Source organism: Mesorhizobium sp. M0074 (genome assembly GCF_040322975.1).
In the GTDB taxonomy this organism is placed as follows: domain Bacteria; phylum Pseudomonadota; class Alphaproteobacteria; order Rhizobiales; family Rhizobiaceae; genus Mesorhizobium.
On sequence record NZ_JAMYUM010000007.1, the window covers coordinates 1 to 19,658 of the forward strand.

At 64.9% G+C, this 19,658-nt stretch carries 22 protein-coding genes; 9 read left to right on the forward strand and 13 right to left on the reverse strand.

All coding sequences use genetic code 11. The features are described from left to right. Positions 1-175: 175 nt before the first annotated feature. Complete coding sequence (locus NKJ73_RS11385; protein ID WP_352569449.1) at positions 176-1,069, forward strand: sugar phosphate isomerase/epimerase family protein; 894 nt, start codon at positions 176-178, stop codon at positions 1,067-1,069. Between the two features lie 46 nt (positions 1,070-1,115). Here NKJ73_RS11385 and NKJ73_RS11390 read toward each other — a convergent pair whose 3' ends face one another. Together NKJ73_RS11390 and NKJ73_RS11395 are read right to left on the reverse strand one after the other, a co-directional pair. Continuing rightward, on the reverse strand, positions 1,116-1,571 hold the full coding sequence (locus NKJ73_RS11390) for a Crp/Fnr family transcriptional regulator (protein ID WP_023680480.1): 456 nt from the start codon (positions 1,569-1,571) through the stop codon (positions 1,116-1,118). A gap of 125 nt (positions 1,572-1,696) precedes the next feature. Next, positions 1,697-2,380, reverse strand: coding sequence for a response regulator transcription factor (locus NKJ73_RS11395; RefSeq protein ID WP_023680479.1), 684 nt, complete (start codon positions 2,378-2,380; stop codon positions 1,697-1,699). Positions 2,381-2,525: 145 nt separating this feature from the next. Between NKJ73_RS11395 and NKJ73_RS11400 the strand changes: the two genes are divergently transcribed. Continuing rightward, the gene (locus tag NKJ73_RS11400; protein WP_352569614.1) at positions 2,526-3,062 is read left to right on the forward strand and encodes a L,D-transpeptidase family protein; all 537 of its coding nucleotides are present in this window, start codon (positions 2,526-2,528) and stop codon (positions 3,060-3,062) included. Positions 3,063-3,186: 124 nt separating this feature from the next. Here the strand turns inward: NKJ73_RS11400 and NKJ73_RS11405 are convergent, their stop codons facing one another. Continuing rightward, the gene (locus tag NKJ73_RS11405) at positions 3,187-3,432 is read right to left on the reverse strand and encodes a hypothetical protein (protein ID WP_352569450.1); all 246 of its coding nucleotides are present in this window, start codon (positions 3,430-3,432) and stop codon (positions 3,187-3,189) included. Between the two features lie 162 nt (positions 3,433-3,594). Between NKJ73_RS11405 and gcvA the strand changes: the two genes are divergently transcribed. Beyond that, positions 3,595-4,515, forward strand: coding sequence for a transcriptional regulator GcvA (gcvA, locus tag NKJ73_RS11410; RefSeq protein WP_352569451.1), 921 nt, complete (start codon positions 3,595-3,597; stop codon positions 4,513-4,515). 3 nt (positions 4,516-4,518) lie between these two features. On the opposite strand, the gene NKJ73_RS11415 is transcribed toward gcvA, so the two are convergent. From NKJ73_RS11415 to tsaD, 6 genes are all read right to left on the reverse strand, one after another. After that, on the reverse strand, positions 4,519-4,935 hold the full coding sequence (locus NKJ73_RS11415; RefSeq protein ID WP_352569452.1) for a DUF1761 domain-containing protein: 417 nt from the start codon (positions 4,933-4,935) through the stop codon (positions 4,519-4,521). A 48-nt stretch (positions 4,936-4,983) separates the two neighbouring features. Then, positions 4,984-5,640 (reverse strand): class I SAM-dependent methyltransferase, encoded by a 657-nt coding sequence (locus NKJ73_RS11420; RefSeq protein ID WP_352569615.1) that lies wholly within the window; start codon positions 5,638-5,640, stop codon positions 4,984-4,986. Then, positions 5,637-6,062 carry an EVE domain-containing protein gene (locus NKJ73_RS11425; protein WP_023680473.1) on the reverse strand — a complete coding sequence of 142 codons (426 nt, stop codon included), beginning with the start codon at positions 6,060-6,062 and terminating at the stop codon, positions 5,637-5,639. The genes NKJ73_RS11420 and NKJ73_RS11425 overlap by 4 nt, the downstream gene beginning before the upstream one ends. 135 nt (positions 6,063-6,197) lie before the next feature. Beyond that, the gene (locus tag NKJ73_RS11430; RefSeq protein WP_023680472.1) at positions 6,198-6,494 is read right to left on the reverse strand and encodes a YciI-like protein; all 297 of its coding nucleotides are present in this window, start codon (positions 6,492-6,494) and stop codon (positions 6,198-6,200) included. Positions 6,495-6,520: 26 nt separating this feature from the next. Next, positions 6,521-7,531, reverse strand: coding sequence for an NAD(P)H-dependent glycerol-3-phosphate dehydrogenase (locus NKJ73_RS11435; protein ID WP_352569453.1), 1,011 nt, complete (start codon positions 7,529-7,531; stop codon positions 6,521-6,523). Next, positions 7,528-8,613: a tRNA (adenosine(37)-N6)-threonylcarbamoyltransferase complex transferase subunit TsaD gene (gene tsaD / locus NKJ73_RS11440; protein ID WP_031212083.1), complete on the reverse strand. Its 1,086-nt coding sequence runs from the start codon at positions 8,611-8,613 to the stop codon at positions 7,528-7,530. Before tsaD ends, NKJ73_RS11435 begins: the two co-directional genes overlap by 4 nt. Positions 8,614-8,714: 101 nt before the next feature. On the opposite strand from tsaD, the gene hemC reads away from it, so the two are divergent. From hemC to NKJ73_RS11470, 6 genes are all read left to right on the forward strand, one after another. Next, a complete protein-coding gene (gene hemC / locus NKJ73_RS11445) occupies positions 8,715-9,641 on the forward strand; it encodes a hydroxymethylbilane synthase (RefSeq protein WP_023678204.1) in 927 nt (308 codons plus the stop codon). Position 9,642: 1 nt separating this feature from the next. Beyond that, a complete protein-coding gene (locus NKJ73_RS11450; protein WP_023678203.1) occupies positions 9,643-10,350 on the forward strand; it encodes a uroporphyrinogen-III synthase in 708 nt (235 codons plus the stop codon). Between the two features lie 502 nt (positions 10,351-10,852). Further along, positions 10,853-12,343 carry a COG4223 family protein gene (locus tag NKJ73_RS11455; protein WP_352569454.1) on the forward strand — a complete coding sequence of 497 codons (1,491 nt, stop codon included), beginning with the start codon at positions 10,853-10,855 and terminating at the stop codon, positions 12,341-12,343. A gap of 8 nt (positions 12,344-12,351) precedes the next feature. Further along, positions 12,352-13,959, forward strand: a complete 1,608-nt coding sequence (locus NKJ73_RS11460; protein WP_352569455.1) for a heme biosynthesis protein HemY — start codon at positions 12,352-12,354, stop codon at positions 13,957-13,959. Positions 13,960-13,998: 39 nt separating this feature from the next. Next, positions 13,999-14,478: a tellurite resistance TerB family protein gene (locus NKJ73_RS11465; protein WP_023678200.1), complete on the forward strand. Its 480-nt coding sequence runs from the start codon at positions 13,999-14,001 to the stop codon at positions 14,476-14,478. 18 nt (positions 14,479-14,496) lie between these two features. Further along, complete coding sequence (locus NKJ73_RS11470) at positions 14,497-15,213, forward strand: glutamine amidotransferase (RefSeq protein WP_292657163.1); 717 nt, start codon at positions 14,497-14,499, stop codon at positions 15,211-15,213. Here the strand turns inward: NKJ73_RS11470 and NKJ73_RS11475 are convergent, their stop codons facing one another. From NKJ73_RS11475 to zwf, 4 genes are all read right to left on the reverse strand, one after another. Next, positions 15,214-16,455 carry an MFS transporter gene (locus NKJ73_RS11475; protein ID WP_023678198.1) on the reverse strand — a complete coding sequence of 414 codons (1,242 nt, stop codon included), beginning with the start codon at positions 16,453-16,455 and terminating at the stop codon, positions 15,214-15,216. It abuts the gene before it with no gap. A gap of 457 nt (positions 16,456-16,912) precedes the next feature. Further along, on the reverse strand, positions 16,913-17,377 hold the full coding sequence (locus NKJ73_RS11480; protein WP_352569456.1) for a Ros/MucR family transcriptional regulator: 465 nt from the start codon (positions 17,375-17,377) through the stop codon (positions 16,913-16,915). Positions 17,378-17,541: 164 nt separating this feature from the next. Continuing rightward, positions 17,542-18,246 (reverse strand): ROK family protein, encoded by a 705-nt coding sequence (locus tag NKJ73_RS11485; RefSeq protein WP_352569458.1) that lies wholly within the window; start codon positions 18,244-18,246, stop codon positions 17,542-17,544. 19 nt (positions 18,247-18,265) lie between these two features. Further along, the gene (gene zwf, locus NKJ73_RS11490) at positions 18,266-19,642 is read right to left on the reverse strand and encodes a glucose-6-phosphate dehydrogenase (protein WP_352569459.1); all 1,377 of its coding nucleotides are present in this window, start codon (positions 19,640-19,642) and stop codon (positions 18,266-18,268) included. Positions 19,643-19,658: the final 16 nt, after the last annotated feature.

The window sequence follows — 19,658 nt, forward strand, 5'->3', positions numbered from 1 at the left end:
TGTGGGGGGGGCTTGTTTTTTTTTAAATTACAATTTATTACATGGGGGGCCCCGCGGCGCGCTACCCCCCCCCGGCGTGGGGCGGCCGGCATGCCGGGCCCCACCTTTTTGTCCGAGCATCGGATTGCCAAAACCGCTTTGGACTTGGGTCAGCTGGAAATAACCGGAGACGATCATGTCGCGCATCGGAATCCACTCATTCGTCTGGTCGGCGAGCTCGGCGCAGGGCGACCTCGAGCGGACGCTGGCCAACACCAGGGAAGCCGGCTTCGACCTGATCGAATTCTCCTATCTCGACCCCGCCAATGTCGACATTGACGGCTTGGCCAAGCGGATCGCCGATCTCGGCCTCGGCGTTGCGATCAGCATTGGACTGCCGGCCGACGGCGATATTTCGAGCGCCGACAAAACGATTGCCGCGTACGGCGTCGAAATCCTGGAACGTACGATCGCGCTGACCCGCGATCTCGGCGGCCAGAAGGTTGCCGGCATCCTCAGCACCAGCCACGGCTTGCAGAGCGAGGCGCCGACGCGTGACCAGTGGAACCGCAGCGCCGGCACGCTGGCCGAGGTGGCGGATACGGCAAAATCAGCCGGCGTCACCCTCAACCTCGAAATCGTCAACCGCTTCGAAAGCAATCTGCTCAACACCGCCGCGCAAGGCATGGCCTTCATCGCGGACAGCGGCTCCGACAATATCTTCCTGCATCTCGACAGCTTCCACATGAACATCGAGGAGGCCGATGTCGGCTTGGCCATTCGCAATGCGGTTGGGAAGATCGGCTATGTCCATATCGGCGAGAGCCATCGCGGTTTCCTCGGCACCGGCAATATCGATTTTGCCGCGATATTCGATGCGCTGACCGCCATCGGCTACAGCGACGACCTCAGCTTCGAATCCTTCTCCTCGGAAATCGTCGACGAGAACCTGTCGCGGAAAACCGCGATCTGGCGCAATCTGTGGACCGACAACATCGAGCTGGCCAAACATGCGCGCCGCTTCATTGCGCTCGGACTGGAGACGGCACGGCGCAAGGCCGAGCTTGTTTCCGCAACGCACCGGCCCTGAGCCCTCGCAGTTCCGAAATCGATCTGGTTAGGCCAGAGGCGCTATATTAGCCGGCAAAACGCGGCCCAAGTTCCTCGATGCGGCGGATCATCGCCTGGAAATCCTCCAAGATGCGCTGGTGCAGGTGAACCGCCAGTTCCGGGTATTCCTCGAGGATGCGGCGGAACATCTTGCGGCTGAGCCGCAGCACTTCCGAATCGATTTCGGCGGAGGCGCTGGTCAGCCGGTTGGTGTCGGCGATCAGCGCCAGTTCGCTGAGTATGGTGCCGGGGCCGGCGGTGCCGATCGGGATGCGCTCGCCGTCGTGCTCGCGGTAGAGCACGATGCGGCCGCTGACCACGATGTAGGCTGAATCAGCCTCGTCGTCCTCGCGGTAAAGCTTGTGGTCGGCTTTCAACATGGTGGTTTCGGCGCCGAAGGCGAGCAGACGCAGCTGTTCCTGCGTAAAGCCCTCGAAGAGCCTCACGGTGGACAGGATGCGGATGTCGTCATCCAGCGCCATCTAGCTATGTCCCCGAACCGTCAGTCCGACTCCTCCCCTACGAGGCCGATCCAAAACCACCTCCAGCCTCAGGACCGTACCCGAAAAGCGCCCCGCCCGGATCGCTTATTTGAATAATGAAATGTTTAAGGAACCAGCTTGTAGCCGCCGCTTTCTGTCACGAGAATTTCCGCGTTGGAAGGATCGCGCTCGATCTTCTGGCGCAGCCGGTAGACGTGAGTTTCGAGCGTATGCGTGGTGACGCCGGAATTGTAGCCCCAGACTTCCTCCAGCAGCACGTCGCGGGTCACCACCTTCTGGTCGGCACGGTAGAGATATTTGATGATCGAGGCTTCCTTTTCGGTCAACCGCACCTTGGCGCCGCGCGGGTCGATCAGAAGCTTCTGGCTGGGCTTGAACGTGTAGGGGCCGACCGAGAAAGTGGCGTCCTCGCTCTGTTCGTGCTGGCGCAACTGCGCGCGGATGCGGGCCAGCAGCACGGCAAAACGGAACGGCTTCGTCACATAGTCGTTGGCGCCGGCCTCGAGGCCAAGGATGGTGTCGGAATCGGTATCATGGCCGGTCAGCATGATGATCGGCGCCTTGTAGCCGCCCTTGCGCAATATCTTTACCGCCTCGCGGCCATCCATGTCGGGCAGGCCGACATCCATGATGAGCAGGTCGATGAGCCCGCCACGCGCCGTGGCGACGCCTTTGGCGGCGGTCGCTTCCTGCAGGACATCGAATTCCTCATAAAGCGACAATTGCTCGACAAGGGTGCCGCGCAGGTCGTCATCGTCGTCGACGATCAGAATGGTGCGTGAAGTCATGGATCAATCCGTTGTTTTGAAAAGAGATTTCAGTTGACCGCTGCCTGTATTATGCGGAAGCTGACCGGCACAACAGCCGTTCACAGTGATTTGTTCCGTGCCACGATCATACAAGAAAAAACACGATCGCAATGCAGTCGGCGCAATTTTGCCGAAAGGGCTCACCGTGCTCACCGTGCGCGCGCGCCCCGGCCAACCCAGCCAGGGCTTTCTGCAGGCCGGCAAACTGGTGTTTCCATGTGCGCTGGGGCATGGCGGCATCTCGGCCGGCAAGCGCGAGGGCGACGGCGCCACGCCGCTTGCCTCGATGCGGATATTGTCGGGATATTTTCGCGGCGACCGTTTTGCCGGCGGCCGCCGGACGCGGCTGGCGATGACGCCGATCGGCCGCGACCTCGGCTGGTGCGAAGTGCCTGGGGACCGCAACTACAACCGCCCGGTCAAAATCCCCTATAGCGCCAGCCATGAGCGGATGCTGCGCACCGACGATCTCTATGACGCCTGCCTGGTGCTGGACTGGAACATTGTGCCGCGCCGGCGCGGGCGCGGCAGCGCCATCTTCTTCCACCTGGCGCGCCCCGGCTTAACGCCGACGCAAGGCTGCGTCGCGGTAACGGCCCGCACCATGGCACGGCTGCTGCCGCTGCTGTCGGAGCGGACGGTGGTAAGGGTGGTAAGGTAAGGGAGTAGGGGAATAAGGGAATAGGGGAATAGGGCAGTAAGGGTAAGACAGGCGCGGGCGCGCCGCTTAGCTTTTCCTACTGCCCTACTGCCCTACTGCCCTACTGCCCTACTGCCCTACTGCCCTACTGCCCTACTGCCCTACTCCTTTGCCACCCTATGTCGAGAAGGCCGAGCCGGCCGAGTTCGCGGTCCATGGCGCGTGCGATGTCCTTGCGTTCGCCGCCGATGTCGCGCAGCTGGCGATCGGAGAGATCCTCGACATTCTCGCAGGGGAGATTGAGGGCGATTTTTGCATGGCGAAACCAGTCAAGCACGGCGCGCAGCCAGGCCGGGCGGAGGGTTACCGAGCGCAAGGTGATGTCAGACATGGTGCAATCCGCTTCTCCGGACATCAAATCCGGTTTGATGTTTCTTCGATGCTCAGAGCATGGCGGATTGAAATTCAAACGAGAAACGAGTAGTTTTTTCTGCATCTTCAAGTTTTGTTTGAGGATTGGAATGCTCGACCGAACCCTCCTCGTCTGGCATTAATGGCGCGCCTGCTGCCTGGAACCCGTGCGCTGCGGACGCTGGAGGCAGCGGCGCGGCACCTCAATTTCACCCGCGCCGCCGACGAGCTCGGCCTGACGCCGGCAGCGGTCAGCCATCAGATCAAGGAAATCGAGGATCAGCTCGGCATCGTGCTGTTCACACGCACCAGCCGCACGATCCGGCTGACCGAGGCGGGCGCGGTGCTGTTCGAAGCTTCGACCGATGCGCTCGACCTGCTTGGCCGGGCCGTCTCACGGGCGCAGAAGACGGCGCGCGGATCGGCGCTGCTGAAGGTCACCCTCGATGCGCAATTCGCGACGAAGTGGCTGATGAGGCGCGTCGACGATTTTCGCAAGCTGCATCCGGCAATCGAGCTGCGTTTCGACATCAGTTACGAGGTGCGCGACTTCGATCGCGACGACGTCGATCTCGGCATCCGTTTCGGCACCGGCAAATATCTGGGGCTTCGCTCGCACCGGCTGTTCGAAAACGTCATCATCCCTGTCTGCAGCCCGGCCTTGCTGCGGTCAGGGCCGCCGCTCAAGGAGCCGCGCGACCTGTTCCATCATACGCTGGCCCATATCGAGTGGTCGCGCCAGGGCGTCACCTGGCCGAACTGGAGCATGTGGATGGCGGCGGCGGGCGTCGACGATTTCGACGACAGCCGGACCATCGTGTTCGGCAATTCGACGGATGCCGTCCAGGCCGCGCTCGACGGCAACGCGGTCGCGCTCGCCGATTTCGCCATGGTGGCAAACGACCTTTCGGAAGGTAGGCTGATCCGGCCGTTCGAACTCGGCATCAAGGTCGCGCCCGAATTCGCCTATTTCCTGGTCTATCCCGAAACCGCGGCGAACGATGCGCGCATCGTCGCCTTTCGCGCTTGGCTCCTCGAGGAAGTCGCCAAGACGCCGAGCTGACGGTCAGCCCGCCGCCGCGCCGAACCAGCCGATCACCGCGCCGATGAGAAGCAGCACGCCGAGCCAGTGACCAACATCGATGAGCGTCAGATCCCAGCCGAAACCTTCGTAGCGATGGTTGACCGAAAGCGTGGTGGCGACGAACCCCAGCCAGAGAACGAAGCCGAAGATCACCCCGGCAAGCAGGCTCGGCTCGCCGCCGGTCACGGCGCCGATGATCAGCGACATGACCAGCGCCATGACGATCTCCGCGACGAAGGAGACGACGAAGGGTAGCATCGATTTGCTCATCGTCGCCGGATCAAGCTTGGCGGCCTTCAGCCACGGCTTGCTCAAGCCCATGTACCAGGCCCCGCCGAACAGCCAAGCCACGACGGCGGCGATGATTACCGCCAGCCAATTGATTGCTGAAAAATCCATGGTTCCCTCCGGTCGATTGCGCGATGGAACGCCTGTTCGGCGATGCCGTCAAGCAAGGCGCCAGACGGTGGTGCGCTTGACCTCGGCGTCTTCCAGCGCCCGGGTCACCGCCACTTCATAGACGGCAAGCGGTTCCAGTCCCGCCCTCGGCAGATAGGAACGGCCGGGATCGCCGACGAGGATGTCGCCGCCGCGCACCTTCAGCGCGACGAACCATGGCATCAGCCTGTCGGCGAAATTTTTGTCGTAGAAGACGTCGCCGGCCAGCACCACGTCCCAGCCGGCATCGCTGCCGATGCAGTCGCCGATGAGGAATTTTATCTCGGTCCCATTTGCCTCGGCATTGAGGCGGATCGCGGTCGCGCAGAATGGGTCGATATCGGCGGCGATCACCTCGGCAGCTCCGGCCTTCACCGCGGCAATGGCGACAAGGCCGGAGCCGGAGGCGAAGTCCAGCACGCGCTTGCCGCGCACCGCCGCCGGATTGTCGAGGATGTAGCGGGCAAGGCCTTGGCCGCCGGCCCAGGCAAAAGCCCAGAAGGGCGGCGGCAGGCCGATTTCGGTCAGCTCGTCCTCGGTCCGCCGCCATAGTTCATGTGCCTCGTCGGCCAGGTGCAGGCGGATCTCCGGCACATGCGGCGGCGCCATCAGCGCCGTGTTGTCGAGGATGAATTTCCTGGCGCTGTCCGGCGTCAGCGCCGTCATGGCGCCGGCGTCAGGCCGCCCATGCGGCAAACCTCTTGCCATTCGGCCGGCGTCACCGGCTGCACAGACAGCCGCCCGAGCCGCACCAGCGCCATGTCGGCCAGCTTTGGATTGGCCTTGGCTTGCTCCAGCGTCACCGGCTTCGGCATGGCCTTGAAGGCGCGGATGTCGACGCACTCCCAGCGGGGATCGTCGGTGGTGCTGTCCTGATGGGCCAGAGCGCAGACTTCGGCGATGCCGACGATGTCCAGCCCGTCATTGGAATGGTAGAAGAAGCCGAGATCGCCGATCTGCATCGCCTTCATGTTGTTGCGCGCCGCATAATTGCGCACGCCGTCCCATTGCGTGCCGGCCTTGCCCTTGGCCTTGAGGTCCTCGAAGGAGAAGACCGAAGGTTCGGATTTGAACAGCCAGTAGTTCATTGTGTTGCTCCTCCTCAGGGTGCCGCCGCGACTAAAAGCGCGTCGCGTTCGACCGGCCTCATGCGACGCGCTTTAGGTTCTTGTTGTATGCATGTCGTTATCACAAAACCGCTGCACACTTTTGCGCGACATGCATCAGATATCCGCCGGCTTGTTGAAGCTCCAGTTCCACTGCCGGATTTCGACGCTTTCGAACAGCCCTGCCTTGGTATAGGGATCGGACGCCGACAGGGCTCTTGCCGCAGCCAGATCGGGCGCCTCGACAACGGCGAGAGTGCCGTTCGGCTTGCCGTCGGCGTCGAGGAACGGGCCGGCGAAGGCCAATTTCTTGTCGCCGTTCAGCCCTTCCAGGAAGGCAAGGTGCTTGGGCCGCGTATCGAGCCGCACCTGCAGCCTTCCTGGCTTGTCCTTGCAAATCAACGCAAACAGCATCTTTCCATCTCCGCAATCGTTCGCGATTACATGTCGGTTTCGGTCTTGAGTGGCCTTGTCATCAACGCCGACACAGCCTGGTCTATGGTTATGGTGCCGTCCAGTATGGCGGCGACGGCGGCGATGATCGGCGCGTCGATCCGGCGCTCGCCGGCGATGCGGGCGGCGATTGCCGCCGTCGGCACGCCTTCGGCCAAAGGCAGGCCGGCAAGCGGCTTGCCTTGCCCCAGCGCCAGCCCATAGGCGAAATTGCGCGACTGCGCGGACGAGCAGGTGAGCAGCAGGTCGCCGAGGCCGGAAAGCCCCATCAGCGTCTCCGGCTTGGCGCCAAAGGCGGCGCCGATGCGGCGCAATTCGACGAAGCCGCGCGTCACCATCGCCGCCTGGGCGCTGGCACCGAGCCCGGCGCCGGTGACGGCACCCGCGGCAATGGCAAAGACGTTCTTCAGCGCGCCGCCGATCTCGACGCCGATTAGATCGTCGCTCGAATAACAGCGCAGATTTTCCGCCGAAAAGCGGGCGGCAAGGTCGGTGGCCAGAGCCTCGTCGCGGGCGGCGACCACGACGGCCGTCGGCAGGCCCCTGGCGACGTCGGTGGCAAAGCTTGGGCCGGACAAAGCGGCGACCGGATTTGCCGGCAGTATTTCCTCGGTGATGGACGATAGCAGCGCGCCGGTGTCGCGCTCGATGCCCTTGGCGCAGAGGACCAGCGGGATGCCTTTCGGCATATGGCTGGACGCGGCCGTCAGCATAATCCGCAACGATTGCGCCGGCGCTACCGCCAGAACGCAGTCGGCACCGTCGAGCGCCGCCTCGATGTCGCTCGTCGCCACGATGCCGGGATCGAGCGCGATGCCCGGCAGATAGCGCGGATTTTCGCCACGGTCGACCGCCGCGACGGTCTCCGGGTCGCGCGCGTAGAGGCGGACGAAATGACCGGCGCGCAGCGTGGCCAGCGCCAGCGCCGTGCCCCAGGCGCCGCCGCCGAGCACGGCGACGCGCCAGCCGCTTGGCGCCTTGTGCCCGCTGCCGGTCATGCCTTGGCCCCACGCCGGCCCGAGCCGACCATCGGGGCCGAGACGCTGTCCAGCGGCCAGCGCGAGCGCGGCACGAAATCGGCGGCGTTTTCACCTGATATGCCGGCGCGCAAGCGCTCGATGCCGGCCCAGGCGATCATCGCCGCATTGTCGGTGCAGAGGTTGAGCGGCGGCGCGACGAAGCTGAACCCGGCCTGCTCGCACAGGCCCTGCAATGTCGCCTTGATGGTCCGATTGGCGGCCACGCCGCCGGCGACAACCAATGCAGGCTCGGCCTTGTCCGGGAATTGCTGACGGAACCGGGTCAGCGCCCGCGCAACACGGTCGCCCAGCGCATCCGCCACCGCCGCCTGGAACGAGGCGCAGATATCGGCAACATCCTGGTCGCTCAGCGGGGCGATCGCGGTGGCTGCCTGGCGGACCGCGGTCTTGAGGCCGGAGAAGGAAAAATCGGGCTGCACCGAGCCCTTCATCGGGCGCGGAAAGGCAAAACGGGCCGCATCGCCATTTGCCGCCGCCTTCTCGACATTCGGTCCGCCCGGATAGGGCAGGCCGAGCATCTTGGCCGTCTTGTCGAAGGCCTCGCCAAGCGCGTCATCGATCGTCGTCGCCCAGCGCTGGTAGTCGCCGACGCCGCGTACGGCGACGATCTGGGTATGGCCGCCGGAGACCAGCAGCAAGAGGTAGGGAAAGTCGAGCCCATCGGTCAATCTGGCCGTCAGCGCGTGGCCTTCGAGATGGTTGATGGCGATCAGCGGTTTTTTGGCTGCCGCGGCGATTGCTTTTGCCGTCATCAGGCCGACGATCAGCCCGCCGACAAGACCGGGACCGGCGGTGGCGGCAATCGCATCGATGTCGGCGAGGTCGACGCCGGAATCGGCGAGCGCTGCCTCGATGATGCCGTCGAGCGCCTCGACATGGGCGCGCGCGGCGATCTCCGGCACGACGCCGCCGAAAGCAGCATGCTCCTCGATCTGGCTGAGCACGATGTTCGACAGGATTTGCGGCGTGCTGCGACCGTCCAGCGTCACCACGCTGGCGGCGGTCTCGTCGCAACTCGTCTCGATGCCCAGAACGCGGATCAATTCGTCGCTGTCCAAAAATCGTACAGATTGTACTGTCGGCCTTTCCCCGATAGGAGAAAACCCGAAAACCTGCCGGGGGTTATCACGGACGGCGCGTCATGCAAACAACCTTGAAAATCGGAACACGCGGCAGCCCGCTGGCGCTGGCGCAGGCGCATGAAACGCAGGCGCGACTGATGGCGGCGCATGGCATGCCGGCGGAAGCTTTCGAGGTGGTCGTCATCTCGACCAGCGGCGACCGCATCCAGGACCGACCGCTGTCGGAAGCCGGCGGCAAGGGCCTGTTCACCAAGGAGATCGAGGAGGCGCTGCTGGCGCGCCGCATCGACATCGCCGTGCATTCGTCGAAGGACATGCCGACGCTGTTGCCCGAGGGGCTGGAACTGTCCGCGTTCCTGCCGCGCGAGGACGCGCGCGATGCCTTCATCGGCAAGGCGGCGCGAACGATTGCCGGCCTGCCGCAAGGCGCCAGGATCGGTTCGTCGTCGCTGCGGCGCCAGGCGCTGATCCGGCGGATGCGGCCGGACGTCGAAGTGGTGATGTTTCGCGGCAATGTGCAGACGCGGCTGCGCAAGCTCGACGACGGCATCGCCGACGGCACCATCCTCGCCTATGCCGGGCTGAAGCGGCTCGGGCTCGAAGACGTCGTCACCGACCTGATGCCGCTCGAGGTCTTTCCGCCGGCGCCGGGGCAAGGCGCGATCTGCATCGAAAGCCGCATCGGAGACCGCGACGTGGAACAGATGCTGGCAGCGATCCACGACGGGCCGACCGGCGAGGCGCTGGCCTGCGAGCGCGCCTTCCTGGCGGCGCTCGACGGGTCCTGCCGCACGCCGATCGCCGGACATGCGACGATATCGGGCGGAACGGTTTCCTTTGCCGGGCTGATCATCTCGCCCGATGGCACGCAGTCGCATGAAGTCAGGCTGCAAGGGCCGGCGCAGGAGGCGGCGCGCATTGGCGCGGAAGCCGCGGCGACCGTTCGGGCCAAGGCCGGCGAAACATTCTTCGATGGCTGGACCTGACATGCTCCGCGTCCTTGTGACGAGGCCCGAACCAGGCGCGTCGCGCACGGGGCGCCGGCTTGCGGATGCCGGCTTTCAGCCGATCCTGCTGCCATTGACCGGAACCGTGGCGCTGCCGGTCGATGCCGGCGCGCTCGCTGACGCCGCGGCGGTCGCGGTCACCAGCGCCAATGCCGTTCGCCATGCGCCGAAAGAGGTCATCGCGGCGTTCGCCGGCTTGCCGTGCCACGCCGTCGGCAGGATGACGGCGGAAGCCGCCCGCGCTGCCGGGTTTCTGTCGGTCAGCGAAGGCCCGGGCAATGCCGAGGCGCTGGCCGATGCGCTTGCTGGCGGTTACGCGGGGCAGACGATCGTCTATCTCTGCGGGCGGGTGCGATTTCCCGGCTTCGAGGAAGGGCTGTTGGCGTCGGGCGTTCAGGTCCGCGCCGTCGAGACCTACGACACCGTTGTCCTGGATTACTCCGATGAGGCCGTTCTTGCGCGCCTGTCCGCCCGGCCGGTCGAGGCGGTGCTGCTCTATTCGGCCAAGGCGGCCACCGCTATGCAGGCCCTGGCTAGCCGGCCGGTGCTGCGCGGTGTTTTTGAAAAAACGCGCTTTTTCGGATTATCGGGGCGCATCGCCGCGGCCTTGGGCGATGTCGCCGAGATCCGGATTGCGCCTGAGCCCAGCGAGGACGCGCTGCTGGGACTTTTGCAGGCGTCGCGCTGACCGGCATCCGCCGCTGCTCTGTGCCAGCTTGTTCCAAAGGTTGGCGCCGCCCCTCACCTGCCTGCCGGCATCGTCTCCCCGTATAGTGACGGGGAGAGGGTGCCTTCGCCGAGGATTTCGCCAACCTCCAGCGTTGCAGAAGAAGCGTCTGGACTCGTGAGAGCCCTTCTCCCCGTCACTATACGGGGAGAAGTGCCCGGCAGGGTGATGAGGGGCAGTGCCAACGTGGATGACTGCGCTCGGGCACATTTTGTTCTTGCTTTGTGCCGGCAGCTATGCTACTAATCTAGTTATGGTGCTAATTGGCTCCAACGACCCGCCCGCCGAGGCGGGTTTTTTGTGTGCCGAGCATGGGCCTTGGCTTGAAACGTGGATTCGGCCCTGCGGCGTTTTGCCAAAACTGAACTCCAGGCCGTGGCGTCATCACGCCGCCCCTTTTCACCGCTTGGTGATGTGCTAGACCCTTCAAACCATCCCGAAGCGAATTTTGCGGAGCCCGAGCATGGTCAAGACGCCGAAGATGCGGCATTCCAAGAGCCGCCGTGAGCCGGTGACCATCGAGCTTGAGCCTGGCGCCGTCTCGCGAGTCGCCGACGAACAGGATGCCGTGACCTCGCAGACCGACGAGGCGCGGGCCGAGGAAGCGGCGAACGCCTCGCAGCCGGAGCCACCTGAAGAGCCGGTGCATGCGGACCAGACCGATCTCGAGCCATGGGAACATGCCGACGCAGCCGCGCCGGCCGGCACGCAAGAGCCGGCGGATGCCGGCGTCGATTCTGCCAGGGAAGCGGAAACCCCTTATCCCGCCGGTTCGGATGCGCCGGCCGGGCGCTCCACGGTTTCCGACTACAGTTTCGAAGATGCATCCAGCGGAACCGGGGCCAACGAACCGGGGATCCCAGGTTCCGGCGAGAAGACAGCTGAGACGAGGGACGACCATATGGCAGCGCAGCCGAAGCGAAGCGGCATCAACGGCATCGCCGCCGGTATTATCGGCGGCGTCATCGCCCTCGCCGCGGCCGGCGGGCTGCAATTTGCCGGCCTGCTCGGTGCGCCGGGGTCGGGCGGCGTGTCGCTCGACGCGGTCAATGGTGAGATCGTTTCGCTGAAACGCGAGGTCGCGGACCTCAGACAGGCCGGCGCCAACAATGACGCATCGGCCAAGGTGGACGGGCTGTCGTCGGCGCTGGATCAGGTAAGGGCGGACGTTGCGACGTTGAAGTCGGCCGTCGAGCAAGGCGGTGCCGGCGGCAATGCCGGCCTGGCAGCACTTGGCGACAAGGTAAGGCAGATCGAGACGGCGGTTGCGGCCCTCGGCAAGGCCGGCGGTACGGCGCCGGTCGATCTCGGCCCGCTCAACGAAAGGCTGGCCGCGCTCGATGCGCTGGTGAAATCGGCCGGCGAGACGACAAAGGCGCAGGACAGCCGGCTTGCGGCCCTGGAACAGTCGGTTTCACAGATCTCGGGCAAGGTCGATGCACAGGCTTCGCAGCCGAAGATCGCACTGGCCATTGCCGCTTCGGCGCTCAAGGCAGCGCTCGACCGTGGTGCACCGTTCGGCGCCGAGCTCGAAACCTTTGCCGCGATCTCACCCGATGCGCCCGAGATCGCGACGTTGCGCACCTATGCCGAAAAGGGCGTCCCGATGCGCTCCGAGATCGCCGCCGAAGCGGACGGCGCCGCCAACGCGATGGTCGCTGTCGCGACGCCCATCGACCAGAATGCCGGCATCCTGCAGAAGCTGCTGTCCAGCGCCGAATCGCTGGTCAAGGTCAGGCCGATCGGCGCCGTCGAAGGCACCGGCGTTCCGGAAACCGTCGCGCGCATGGAGGTCGCGGTCAACCAGGGCGACTACGCCAAGGCGCTCAGCGAATACGAAACCCTGCCTGAGGCGGCCAAGGCCGCCGGCGCCGACTTTGCCGGCAAGCTGAAAGCGCGGATGGAGGTCGAGACGCAGATCGATTCGCTCATCGCCGGCGCGATGAAGGCGTGAGGAACCCAATGATCCGCATCCTCGCCTTCCTTGCCGTCGTCTTTGCGCTCGGGCTCGGCTTCGCCTGGCTGGCCGACCGGCCGGGCGAAATGCTCGTCACCTTCAACGGCTATCAATACCAGGTCAGCCTGATGGTCGCGGCGGTGGCGGTCGTTGCCGTGGTTGCCGCGGTGATGATCGTCTGGTGGCTGGTCAAGGCGCTGTGGAACAGCCCCTATACGATCTCGCGCTATTTCCGCGTGCGTCGCCGCGACCGCGGCTACCAGGCGCTGTCGACCGGGATGATCGCCGCCGGCGCCGGTGACGGCGCGCTCGCCCGCAAGAAGACCAAGGAAGCGGCAAAGCTGATCCGCTCCGATCAGGAGCCACTGATCCAGCTGCTCGACGCGCAGGCCTCGCTGCTCGAAGGCGACCATGAAGGCGCCCGCGAAAAGTTCGAGACCATGCTCGATGATCCCGAAATGCGGCTGCTCGGCCTGCGCGGACTTTATCTCGAGGCCGAGCGGCTCGGCGACCGCAACGCAGCCCGCCACTATGCCGGCCGTGCCGCGGCGGTGGCGCCGCAACTGGCCTGGGCGGCCGAATCGACGCTGGAAGACCTGACCGGACGCGGCGACTGGGATGGCGCGCTGAAACTGGTCGACGCCCAGAAGTCGACCCGGCAGATCGAGCGTGACGCCGCCAACCGGCGCCGCGCCGTGCTGCTGACCGCCAAGGCGCAGGCGCTGATCGACAGCGATGCCAATGCCGCAAGGGCGGCGGCGCTCGAAGCCAACCGGCTGCGGCCGGATTTTGCACCGGCGGCGGTCGTCGCGGCGAAATTGCTGTTTAGGCAGAACGACGTGCGCAAAGGCTCGAAAATCCTCGAGGCGGCGTGGAAGGCCGAGCCCCATCCGGAGATCGCCGAGCTCTACAGCCATGCCAGGCCGGGCGATGCCGTGCTCGACCGGCTGAACCGGGCAAAGAAGCTGCAGGAGCTGAAGAAGAACCATGCCGAGTCATCGCTTGCCGTGGCGCGCGCCGCGCTAGATGCGCAGGATTTTTCAACCGCCCGTCGGGAGGCGGAAGCCGCCATCCGCATCGATCGCCGCGAAGGCGCCTATCTGCTGCTGGCCGATATCGAGGAGGCCGAAACCGCCGACCAGGGCAAGGTGCGGCAGTTGCTGTCGAAGGCGGTGAGAGCGCCGCGCGACCCGGCCTGGGTTGCCGATGGTGTCGTCTCCGAACGCTGGGCTCCGGTATCGCCGATCACCGGCAGGCTCGATGCATTCGAATGGCGGGCGCCGATGGAGCGGCTCGGGCAGTTGATCGACGGTCATGAGGATACGCCGGAGGCGCCGGTGCCGGCCATCACGGCTCCAGCCAGGCCGGTACAGGAAAGAGCCGGGACGATCGAGCACACGGCGGAGACACCGGGCACAGCGACCGAGGAGAAGACGGACGACCGTGCCGGCGAGGATCATGTGACACCAATCACTGCGGCGGCGTTTGCCCAAGTGCCGGAAGATGCCGAGGCCGTCGAGCCGGCGCAGGAGCTGACGCGGCTGCCCGACGACCCAGGCGTCGATCCAGACGACGCGGCGGATAAATCGACGCGCCGGTTTCGTTTGTTCTGATCAGGGTCGAGTGGACCCGGGCTTATTGGGAATGATTTGATGTTCGAACGCGTTTTGTCGTTTCTAAGGGATCTGCCGTCCGGTGGTGGCGCCAGCCCCAGCGCCGACGATCCGCGCATTGCCGCGTCCGCCCTGCTTTTCCACGTGATGAACGCCGACGGGGTGCGCCAGGATACCGAATGGGAACGGTTCAAGAAGGTGCTGGCGGAAAGCTACTCGATCAGCGGCGACGAACTCGACGCATTGGCGGCTGCCGGCGAGCGGGCCGACAATGAGGCGATCGACCTCTACGCTTTCACCAGCGTGCTCAAGCGCCATCTCGACGCCGAGGCGCGAAAGGCCTTCATCGGCCTGATGTGGGAGATCGTCTATGCCGATGGCGAGCTGCACGAGCTCGAGGACAATACCGTGTGGCGGGTCGCCGAGCTGATCGGCGTCGAACGTCGCGACCGTGTCGAGGCGCGCCTCAAGGCGGCCGCCGCGGCTCCTGGTGCTGCCGGAACCTCAAGCGACGAATAGACAGGATCCCGCCTTCCAATGCCGCCCAAGCCAAGTCCGAGACCAAAGATCCTGATCGTGCTGCATCAGGAGCATTCGAGCCCCGGACGGGTCGGCCATATGCTTATCGAGGAAGGCTTCGATCTCGACATCCGCCGACCGCCGCTCGGCGAGGCCTTGCCGCAGACGCTGGATGGCCATGCCGGCGCCGTGGTGTTCGGCGGGCCGATGAGCGCCAATGACGGCGACGAGTTCGTCCGCCGCGAGACCGACTGGCTCAAAATTCCGCTCAACGAGAACCGGCCGCTGCTTGGCATCTGCCTCGGCGCGCAAATGCTGGTCAAGCATCTCGGCGGCAGGGTCGAGGGCCATGGCGAGGGCCTCGTCGAAATCGGCTGGTATCCGCTGAAGGCGACCGAAGCGGGCAGCAGGCTGATGCATTGGCCGGAGATGGTCTATCAGTTCCATCGCGAAGGGTTTTCGCTGCCGAAGGACGCGACGCTTTTGGCGACGGCCGAAACCTATCCCAACCAGGCCTTCCGCTATGGCGACAATGCCTGGGGCATTCAGTTCCATGGCGAATTGACCCGGGCGATGATGCAGCGCTGGGTGGTGCGCGGCGCGCACCGCTTCGAACTGCCCGGCGCGCAGCCCGGTCGCGACCATCTCGGCGGCCGGCTGATCTGGGACATGCACCTCAAGCGCTGGCTCGGCGAGTTCCTGCCGATGATTTTCGGCAAGCCGGCGCTGCGGTAATCAGTTTCGCCCCCTGAGATGACGCACCTTGCGCAGCTGCGGGAACAGCACCGCCCACAGGCCGGCAACAGCGATCGCCCCGACACCCCCGACCACCACGGCCGGAACCGTGCCGATCAACGCCGCCATGGTACCGGCGCGGAATTCGCCGAGCTCATTGGAAGCGCCGACAAACACCTGGTTGACAGCGTTGACGCGGCCGCGAACGTCGTCCGGCGTCCACAGCTGGATCAGCGTCTCGCGGATATAGACGCTGAACATGTCGGTGGCGCCGAGCAGCGCAAGGGCCGCAATCGACAGCCAGGTGATGGTCGAGAGGCCGAACAGAACCGTGAACGCGCCGAACAGCGCGACGAAGCCGAGCATGACAAGGCCGGCATGGTTGCGGATCGGGTGTCCGGCCAGCCAGATGGCGACGCAGATGGCGCCGACGCCGGGCGCCGAGCGCAACAGGCCGAGCCCCCATGGGCCGAGTTCGAGGATATCGCGCGCGTAGACCGGCAGCAGCGCCGAGGCGCCGGACAGGAGCACCGCAAACAGATCGAGCGAAATCGCGCCGAGCACGATCTTTTCGCTCCAGATATAGCCGAAGCCGGCGAACAGGGTCTGTACCGTCGGCCTGTCGGTCCGGCTGCGCTGGGCAGGCTTAGGGATGGTGAAGATCAGCACGGCGGCAACCAGCATCAGCACGGCGGCGGTGGTGTACGCGGCTTCGGCTGAAAGCCCGTAGAGCAGGCCGCCGGCGACCGGCCCGACGATGGTTGCCGTCTGCCAGGCGGACGAGTTCCAGGCGATGGCGTTGGCGAAATCCTCGGGCGGCACCAGATTGGCGAACAGCGATGAGGAGGCCGGCCCGAAGAAGGCGCGCGCGATGCCGAACATGGCGAGCACGATGAAGACCGGCATCGGCCCGGAGAGGCCGCGTAGCGTCAGCAGCAGCAGGGCCAAGGCGCAGCCCGCCTCGACCAGCACCGCCAGCGCCATGATCAGCCGGCGCCCGAAACGATCGGCAACGTCGCCGGTGACCAGCACCAGCAGCAGCGAAGGCAGGAACTGGACGATGCCGACAAGGCCGAGGTCGAACGGGTCGCGGGTGAGATCGTAGATCTGCCAGCCGACGGCGACCGACACGATCTGGGTGGAGAATGTCGAGAGGAAGCGCGCCGCCCAGTAGCTCAGGAACGGCCGGTGGCGAAAGGCGGCATAGCGCTGGTCGGATGGTACTTGGGATTCTGTGGTCATGGAATAAGGCCCCGTGGCGGCGATGTCGGCCGGCGGGGCACTTCCACGATGGGCGCTGGTCCGGCCAAAAGAGCCTTTAGCGCAGTTCGGCCGGAGGCGCGCGCAAAAATCCGGCCTGGCTCCAGCTTTTTTCAGGCTGCCATACCAATTGCAGGCGGCAACCACGCTCGGCGGAGATGGAGAGGGTTATTTGGCGCGCAGGTCGAGTTCCTTCGCGCCCCCCTCTGTCCTGCCGGACATCTCCCCCTCAAGGGGGGAGATCGGACGTCGCGACGTCCTTCGCCAGTCTCCGGCTTCGAAGGCAATTTGTACGTTCAAAGATTTGTACGTTTAAAGAGTAGCGCCATCGGCGAGGCAGCTGATCTCCCCCCTTGAGGGGGAGATGTCCGGCAGGACAGAGGGGGGCGCTGTCCCGCCAATCTTCGAGGCTTGCGTTTGCAGGGCTTCGAACGATGCTTTAGGCCGGCGCCTTGGCCTTCCTGCCCCGGCCCTTGACGGGCGCGGGCGGGGCGGCTTTGCGGCCGAGGCCGATTGCCTTGGCCAGCTGCGAACGCGAGGCCGCGTAGTTGGGGGCGACCATCGGGTAGTCCGACGGCAGGCCCCATTTGGCGCGATAGGCGTCGGGCGTCAGCCCGAAATGAACGCCGATATGGCGCTTCAAGGATTTGAACTTCTTGCCGTCCTCGAGGCAGATGATGTAGTCCGGCGTCACCGATTTCTTGGGATTGACGGCAGGCGTCAGCGGCGCGGCGACCGGCACAGCCGGTTGCCCGAGGCCGCCTATGGAAGCGCTGACGCTGGCGATGAGATCGCCGAGGCCGGAAGCCGGCAAGCGGTTCTTCTCGACGTATGCGGAGACGATATGGGCGGTCAGCTCGAGCAGGTCGATGTGTTTGCGAGCGTTGTTGTTGTCGTCGGTCAATCTATCTCTCCGTCCATGGGGGTCGCAGAAATTCCTAGTCGGCAAATCTGCGCAATGCAATGACGCCGCACCACGTCACACATTATTTTGAATAATAATACTAACGGCAGCGCGGGATTAACAACCCTGAGCCGGTGCTCGATAATATCAGACAATCAGCAATATCAAATAATCAGGGATTTGTCGCGCCATAGTCGAAATCCGCCCTCGAAGGCGCGTGTGTTGTCGCCGCGTCTGCAATCGGCGGGCAAGTCGGTGAGTTCGTCGACATTGCCGCCGCCGATGACCACGTAATCCGGCTGCATGGCGGCGCGAAGCCGGTCGACCACGTCGAAGACGTGTTTGCGCCATTTCTTCTTGCCGCGCTTTTGCAGGCCGCGTTCGCCGACATAGTCTTCGAAACTGCCGCGCTTCTTGTAGGGAAGATGGGCAAGCTCCATCGGCTGGGCAACGTTATCAACGATCATCGCGGCCCCCAGGCCGGTGCCGAGGCCAAGGAACAGCATGCGGCCGCCCTCATAACTGCCGATGGCCTGCATGAGCGCATCGTTAACGACCTTGACCGGTTTGCCGAACTCGGCGGCGAAATCGCAGCCGACCCAGCCCTTGCCGAGATTGGCGGGTTCGGTCAGCGGCCGGTTGTGGTGCACCGGGCCCGGATAGCCCATCGAGACGACATCGTAGTGCAGCCCTTCGGCGAGCGTCTTCACCGCCGCGACCATCTGCTGCGGCGTAAGCTCCGGTCCGGAAGCGGTCTTGCGCTCGTCGCCGCCGGCGCTGGTGCGGATCTTGACGTGCGAGCCGCCGATATCGATCGCAAGCACGATCTTTTCTTCCTCCGATGCCGGTTGCTTCATCGCCTTGGCCATCGCTTTCGCCTCCCAGAAATCATTTCGCTGGATTGATCCAGCCGTTCTGCGGCCCGAATCCAGCCATGGCTTCGGCCGGCCCCCAGGTCTTTGGCGCGTAGACAAGGGGCGGCGTGGTGTCGCCGAGCACCGGGCCGACGATGCGCCAGGCGAGCTCGCTGGCGTCCTGGCGGGTGAACAGCTGGCCGTTGCCGTTCATGGCGTCGCCGATCAACCGCTCGTAAGGCGGCATGTCGCCCTTCGAATCGTCCAGCGCGGTGAGCTCGACCTGCTCACCGACCATGTCATCGCCGGGCGCCTTGCGCCGGGCTCCGATCGAGATCGCCACCTGAGGATCGATGCGGAAGCGCACGTGATTGCAGTCGCCGGGCTTGATCGGATCGAAGACGTCGAGCGGCGGCCGCTTCAGCCGCACGATGACCTCGGTGGCGTGCACCGGCAGGGATTTGCCGGCGCGAATGAAGAACGGCACATCCTGCCAGCGCCAGGTATCGACGAAAAAGCGCACCGCCGCGAAGGTCTCGACCGGCGAGTTCGGCGCCACGCCCGGCTCCTTGAGATAGCCGTCGAACTGGCCGCGCACCACATCGTCCCTGGTCAGCGTCCGGATCGCCCGCAGGACCTGCACCTTCTCGTCGATGAGATCGTCGGCCGAGCGGCCGACCGGCGGTTCCATGGCGAGCAGCAAGAGGATGTTGAGCAGATGGTTTTCGATGACGTCGCGAATGCAGCCGACCTCGTCATAGAAGCGGCCGCGGCCCTCGACGCCGAAATCCTCGGCCATGGTGATCTGCACGCTCTCGACGTAATTGCGGTTCCAGATCGGCTCGAGGAAGGAATTGGCGAAGCGGAAATAGAGCAGGTTCTGGATCGCCTCCTTGCCGAGATAATGGTCGATGCGGAAGATCGACTTCTCGTCGAAGACCAGATGCAGCACCCGGTTCAGCCAGCGCGCCGATTGCAGATCGTGGCCGAACGGCTTTTCCACCATCAGGCGCGCGCCCTGGGCGGCGCCCGACTGCTCCAGCCCCTGGACGACCACCTCGAACATCGCCGGCGGCACCGCCAGATAGTGCAGCGGCCGCTCAGCGCTGCCAAGCGCGGTCTTCAGCTTCTCGAAGGTCGCAGGCGCCCGATAGTCGCCGCTGACATAGCGCAGCAGCGATGCAAGCCTGGCAAAGATCTTGTCGTCGATGCTGCCCAAGGCGTTGACGATGCCGTCGCGGGCGCGCGCCTGCAGCTTGGCGAGGTCCCAGGGATCGAAGGCGACGCCGATCACCGGCTCGTTCAGCGTCCCTTTGGCCACCATGGCGTAAAGGGCGGGGAAGATCTTCTTGTGGGCGAGATCGCCGGTGGCGCCGAAAAGCACCAGCGTGTCCGATCGTTCCTGGCTCATGGGCGTGCCTCCCTGT

Excerpts from the sequence above, each read along its gene's own strand:
- NKJ73_RS11385 (WP_352569449.1), top strand. The coding sequence starts at position 176 with ATGTCGCGCATCGGAATCCACTCATTCGTCTGGTCGGCGAGCTCGGCG.
- NKJ73_RS11390 (WP_023680480.1), bottom strand. The coding sequence starts at position 1,571 with ATGGCGCTGGATGACGACATCCGCATCCTGTCCACCGTGAGGCTCTTC.
- NKJ73_RS11395 (WP_023680479.1), bottom strand. The coding sequence starts at position 2,380 with ATGACTTCACGCACCATTCTGATCGTCGACGACGATGACGACCTGCGC.
- NKJ73_RS11405 (WP_352569450.1), bottom strand. The coding sequence starts at position 3,432 with ATGTCTGACATCACCTTGCGCTCGGTAACCCTCCGCCCGGCCTGGCTG.
- gcvA (WP_352569451.1), top strand. The coding sequence starts at position 3,595 with ATGGCGCGCCTGCTGCCTGGAACCCGTGCGCTGCGGACGCTGGAGGCA.
- NKJ73_RS11415 (WP_352569452.1), bottom strand. The coding sequence starts at position 4,935 with ATGGATTTTTCAGCAATCAATTGGCTGGCGGTAATCATCGCCGCCGTC.
- NKJ73_RS11420 (WP_352569615.1), bottom strand. The coding sequence starts at position 5,640 with ATGACGGCGCTGACGCCGGACAGCGCCAGGAAATTCATCCTCGACAAC.
- NKJ73_RS11425 (WP_023680473.1), bottom strand. The coding sequence starts at position 6,062 with ATGAACTACTGGCTGTTCAAATCCGAACCTTCGGTCTTCTCCTTCGAG.
- NKJ73_RS11430 (WP_023680472.1), bottom strand. The coding sequence starts at position 6,494 with ATGCTGTTTGCGTTGATTTGCAAGGACAAGCCAGGAAGGCTGCAGGTG.
- NKJ73_RS11435 (WP_352569453.1), bottom strand. The coding sequence starts at position 7,531 with ATGACCGGCAGCGGGCACAAGGCGCCAAGCGGCTGGCGCGTCGCCGTG.
- hemC (WP_023678204.1), top strand. The coding sequence starts at position 8,715 with ATGCAAACAACCTTGAAAATCGGAACACGCGGCAGCCCGCTGGCGCTG.
- NKJ73_RS11450 (WP_023678203.1), top strand. The coding sequence starts at position 9,643 with ATGCTCCGCGTCCTTGTGACGAGGCCCGAACCAGGCGCGTCGCGCACG.
- NKJ73_RS11455 (WP_352569454.1), top strand. The coding sequence starts at position 10,853 with ATGGTCAAGACGCCGAAGATGCGGCATTCCAAGAGCCGCCGTGAGCCG.
- NKJ73_RS11460 (WP_352569455.1), top strand. The coding sequence starts at position 12,352 with ATGATCCGCATCCTCGCCTTCCTTGCCGTCGTCTTTGCGCTCGGGCTC.
- NKJ73_RS11465 (WP_023678200.1), top strand. The coding sequence starts at position 13,999 with ATGTTCGAACGCGTTTTGTCGTTTCTAAGGGATCTGCCGTCCGGTGGT.
- NKJ73_RS11470 (WP_292657163.1), top strand. The coding sequence starts at position 14,497 with ATGCCGCCCAAGCCAAGTCCGAGACCAAAGATCCTGATCGTGCTGCAT.
- NKJ73_RS11475 (WP_023678198.1), bottom strand. The coding sequence starts at position 16,455 with ATGACCACAGAATCCCAAGTACCATCCGACCAGCGCTATGCCGCCTTT.
- NKJ73_RS11485 (WP_352569458.1), bottom strand. The coding sequence starts at position 18,246 with ATGGCCAAGGCGATGAAGCAACCGGCATCGGAGGAAGAAAAGATCGTG.
- zwf (WP_352569459.1), bottom strand. The coding sequence starts at position 19,642 with ATGAGCCAGGAACGATCGGACACGCTGGTGCTTTTCGGCGCCACCGGC.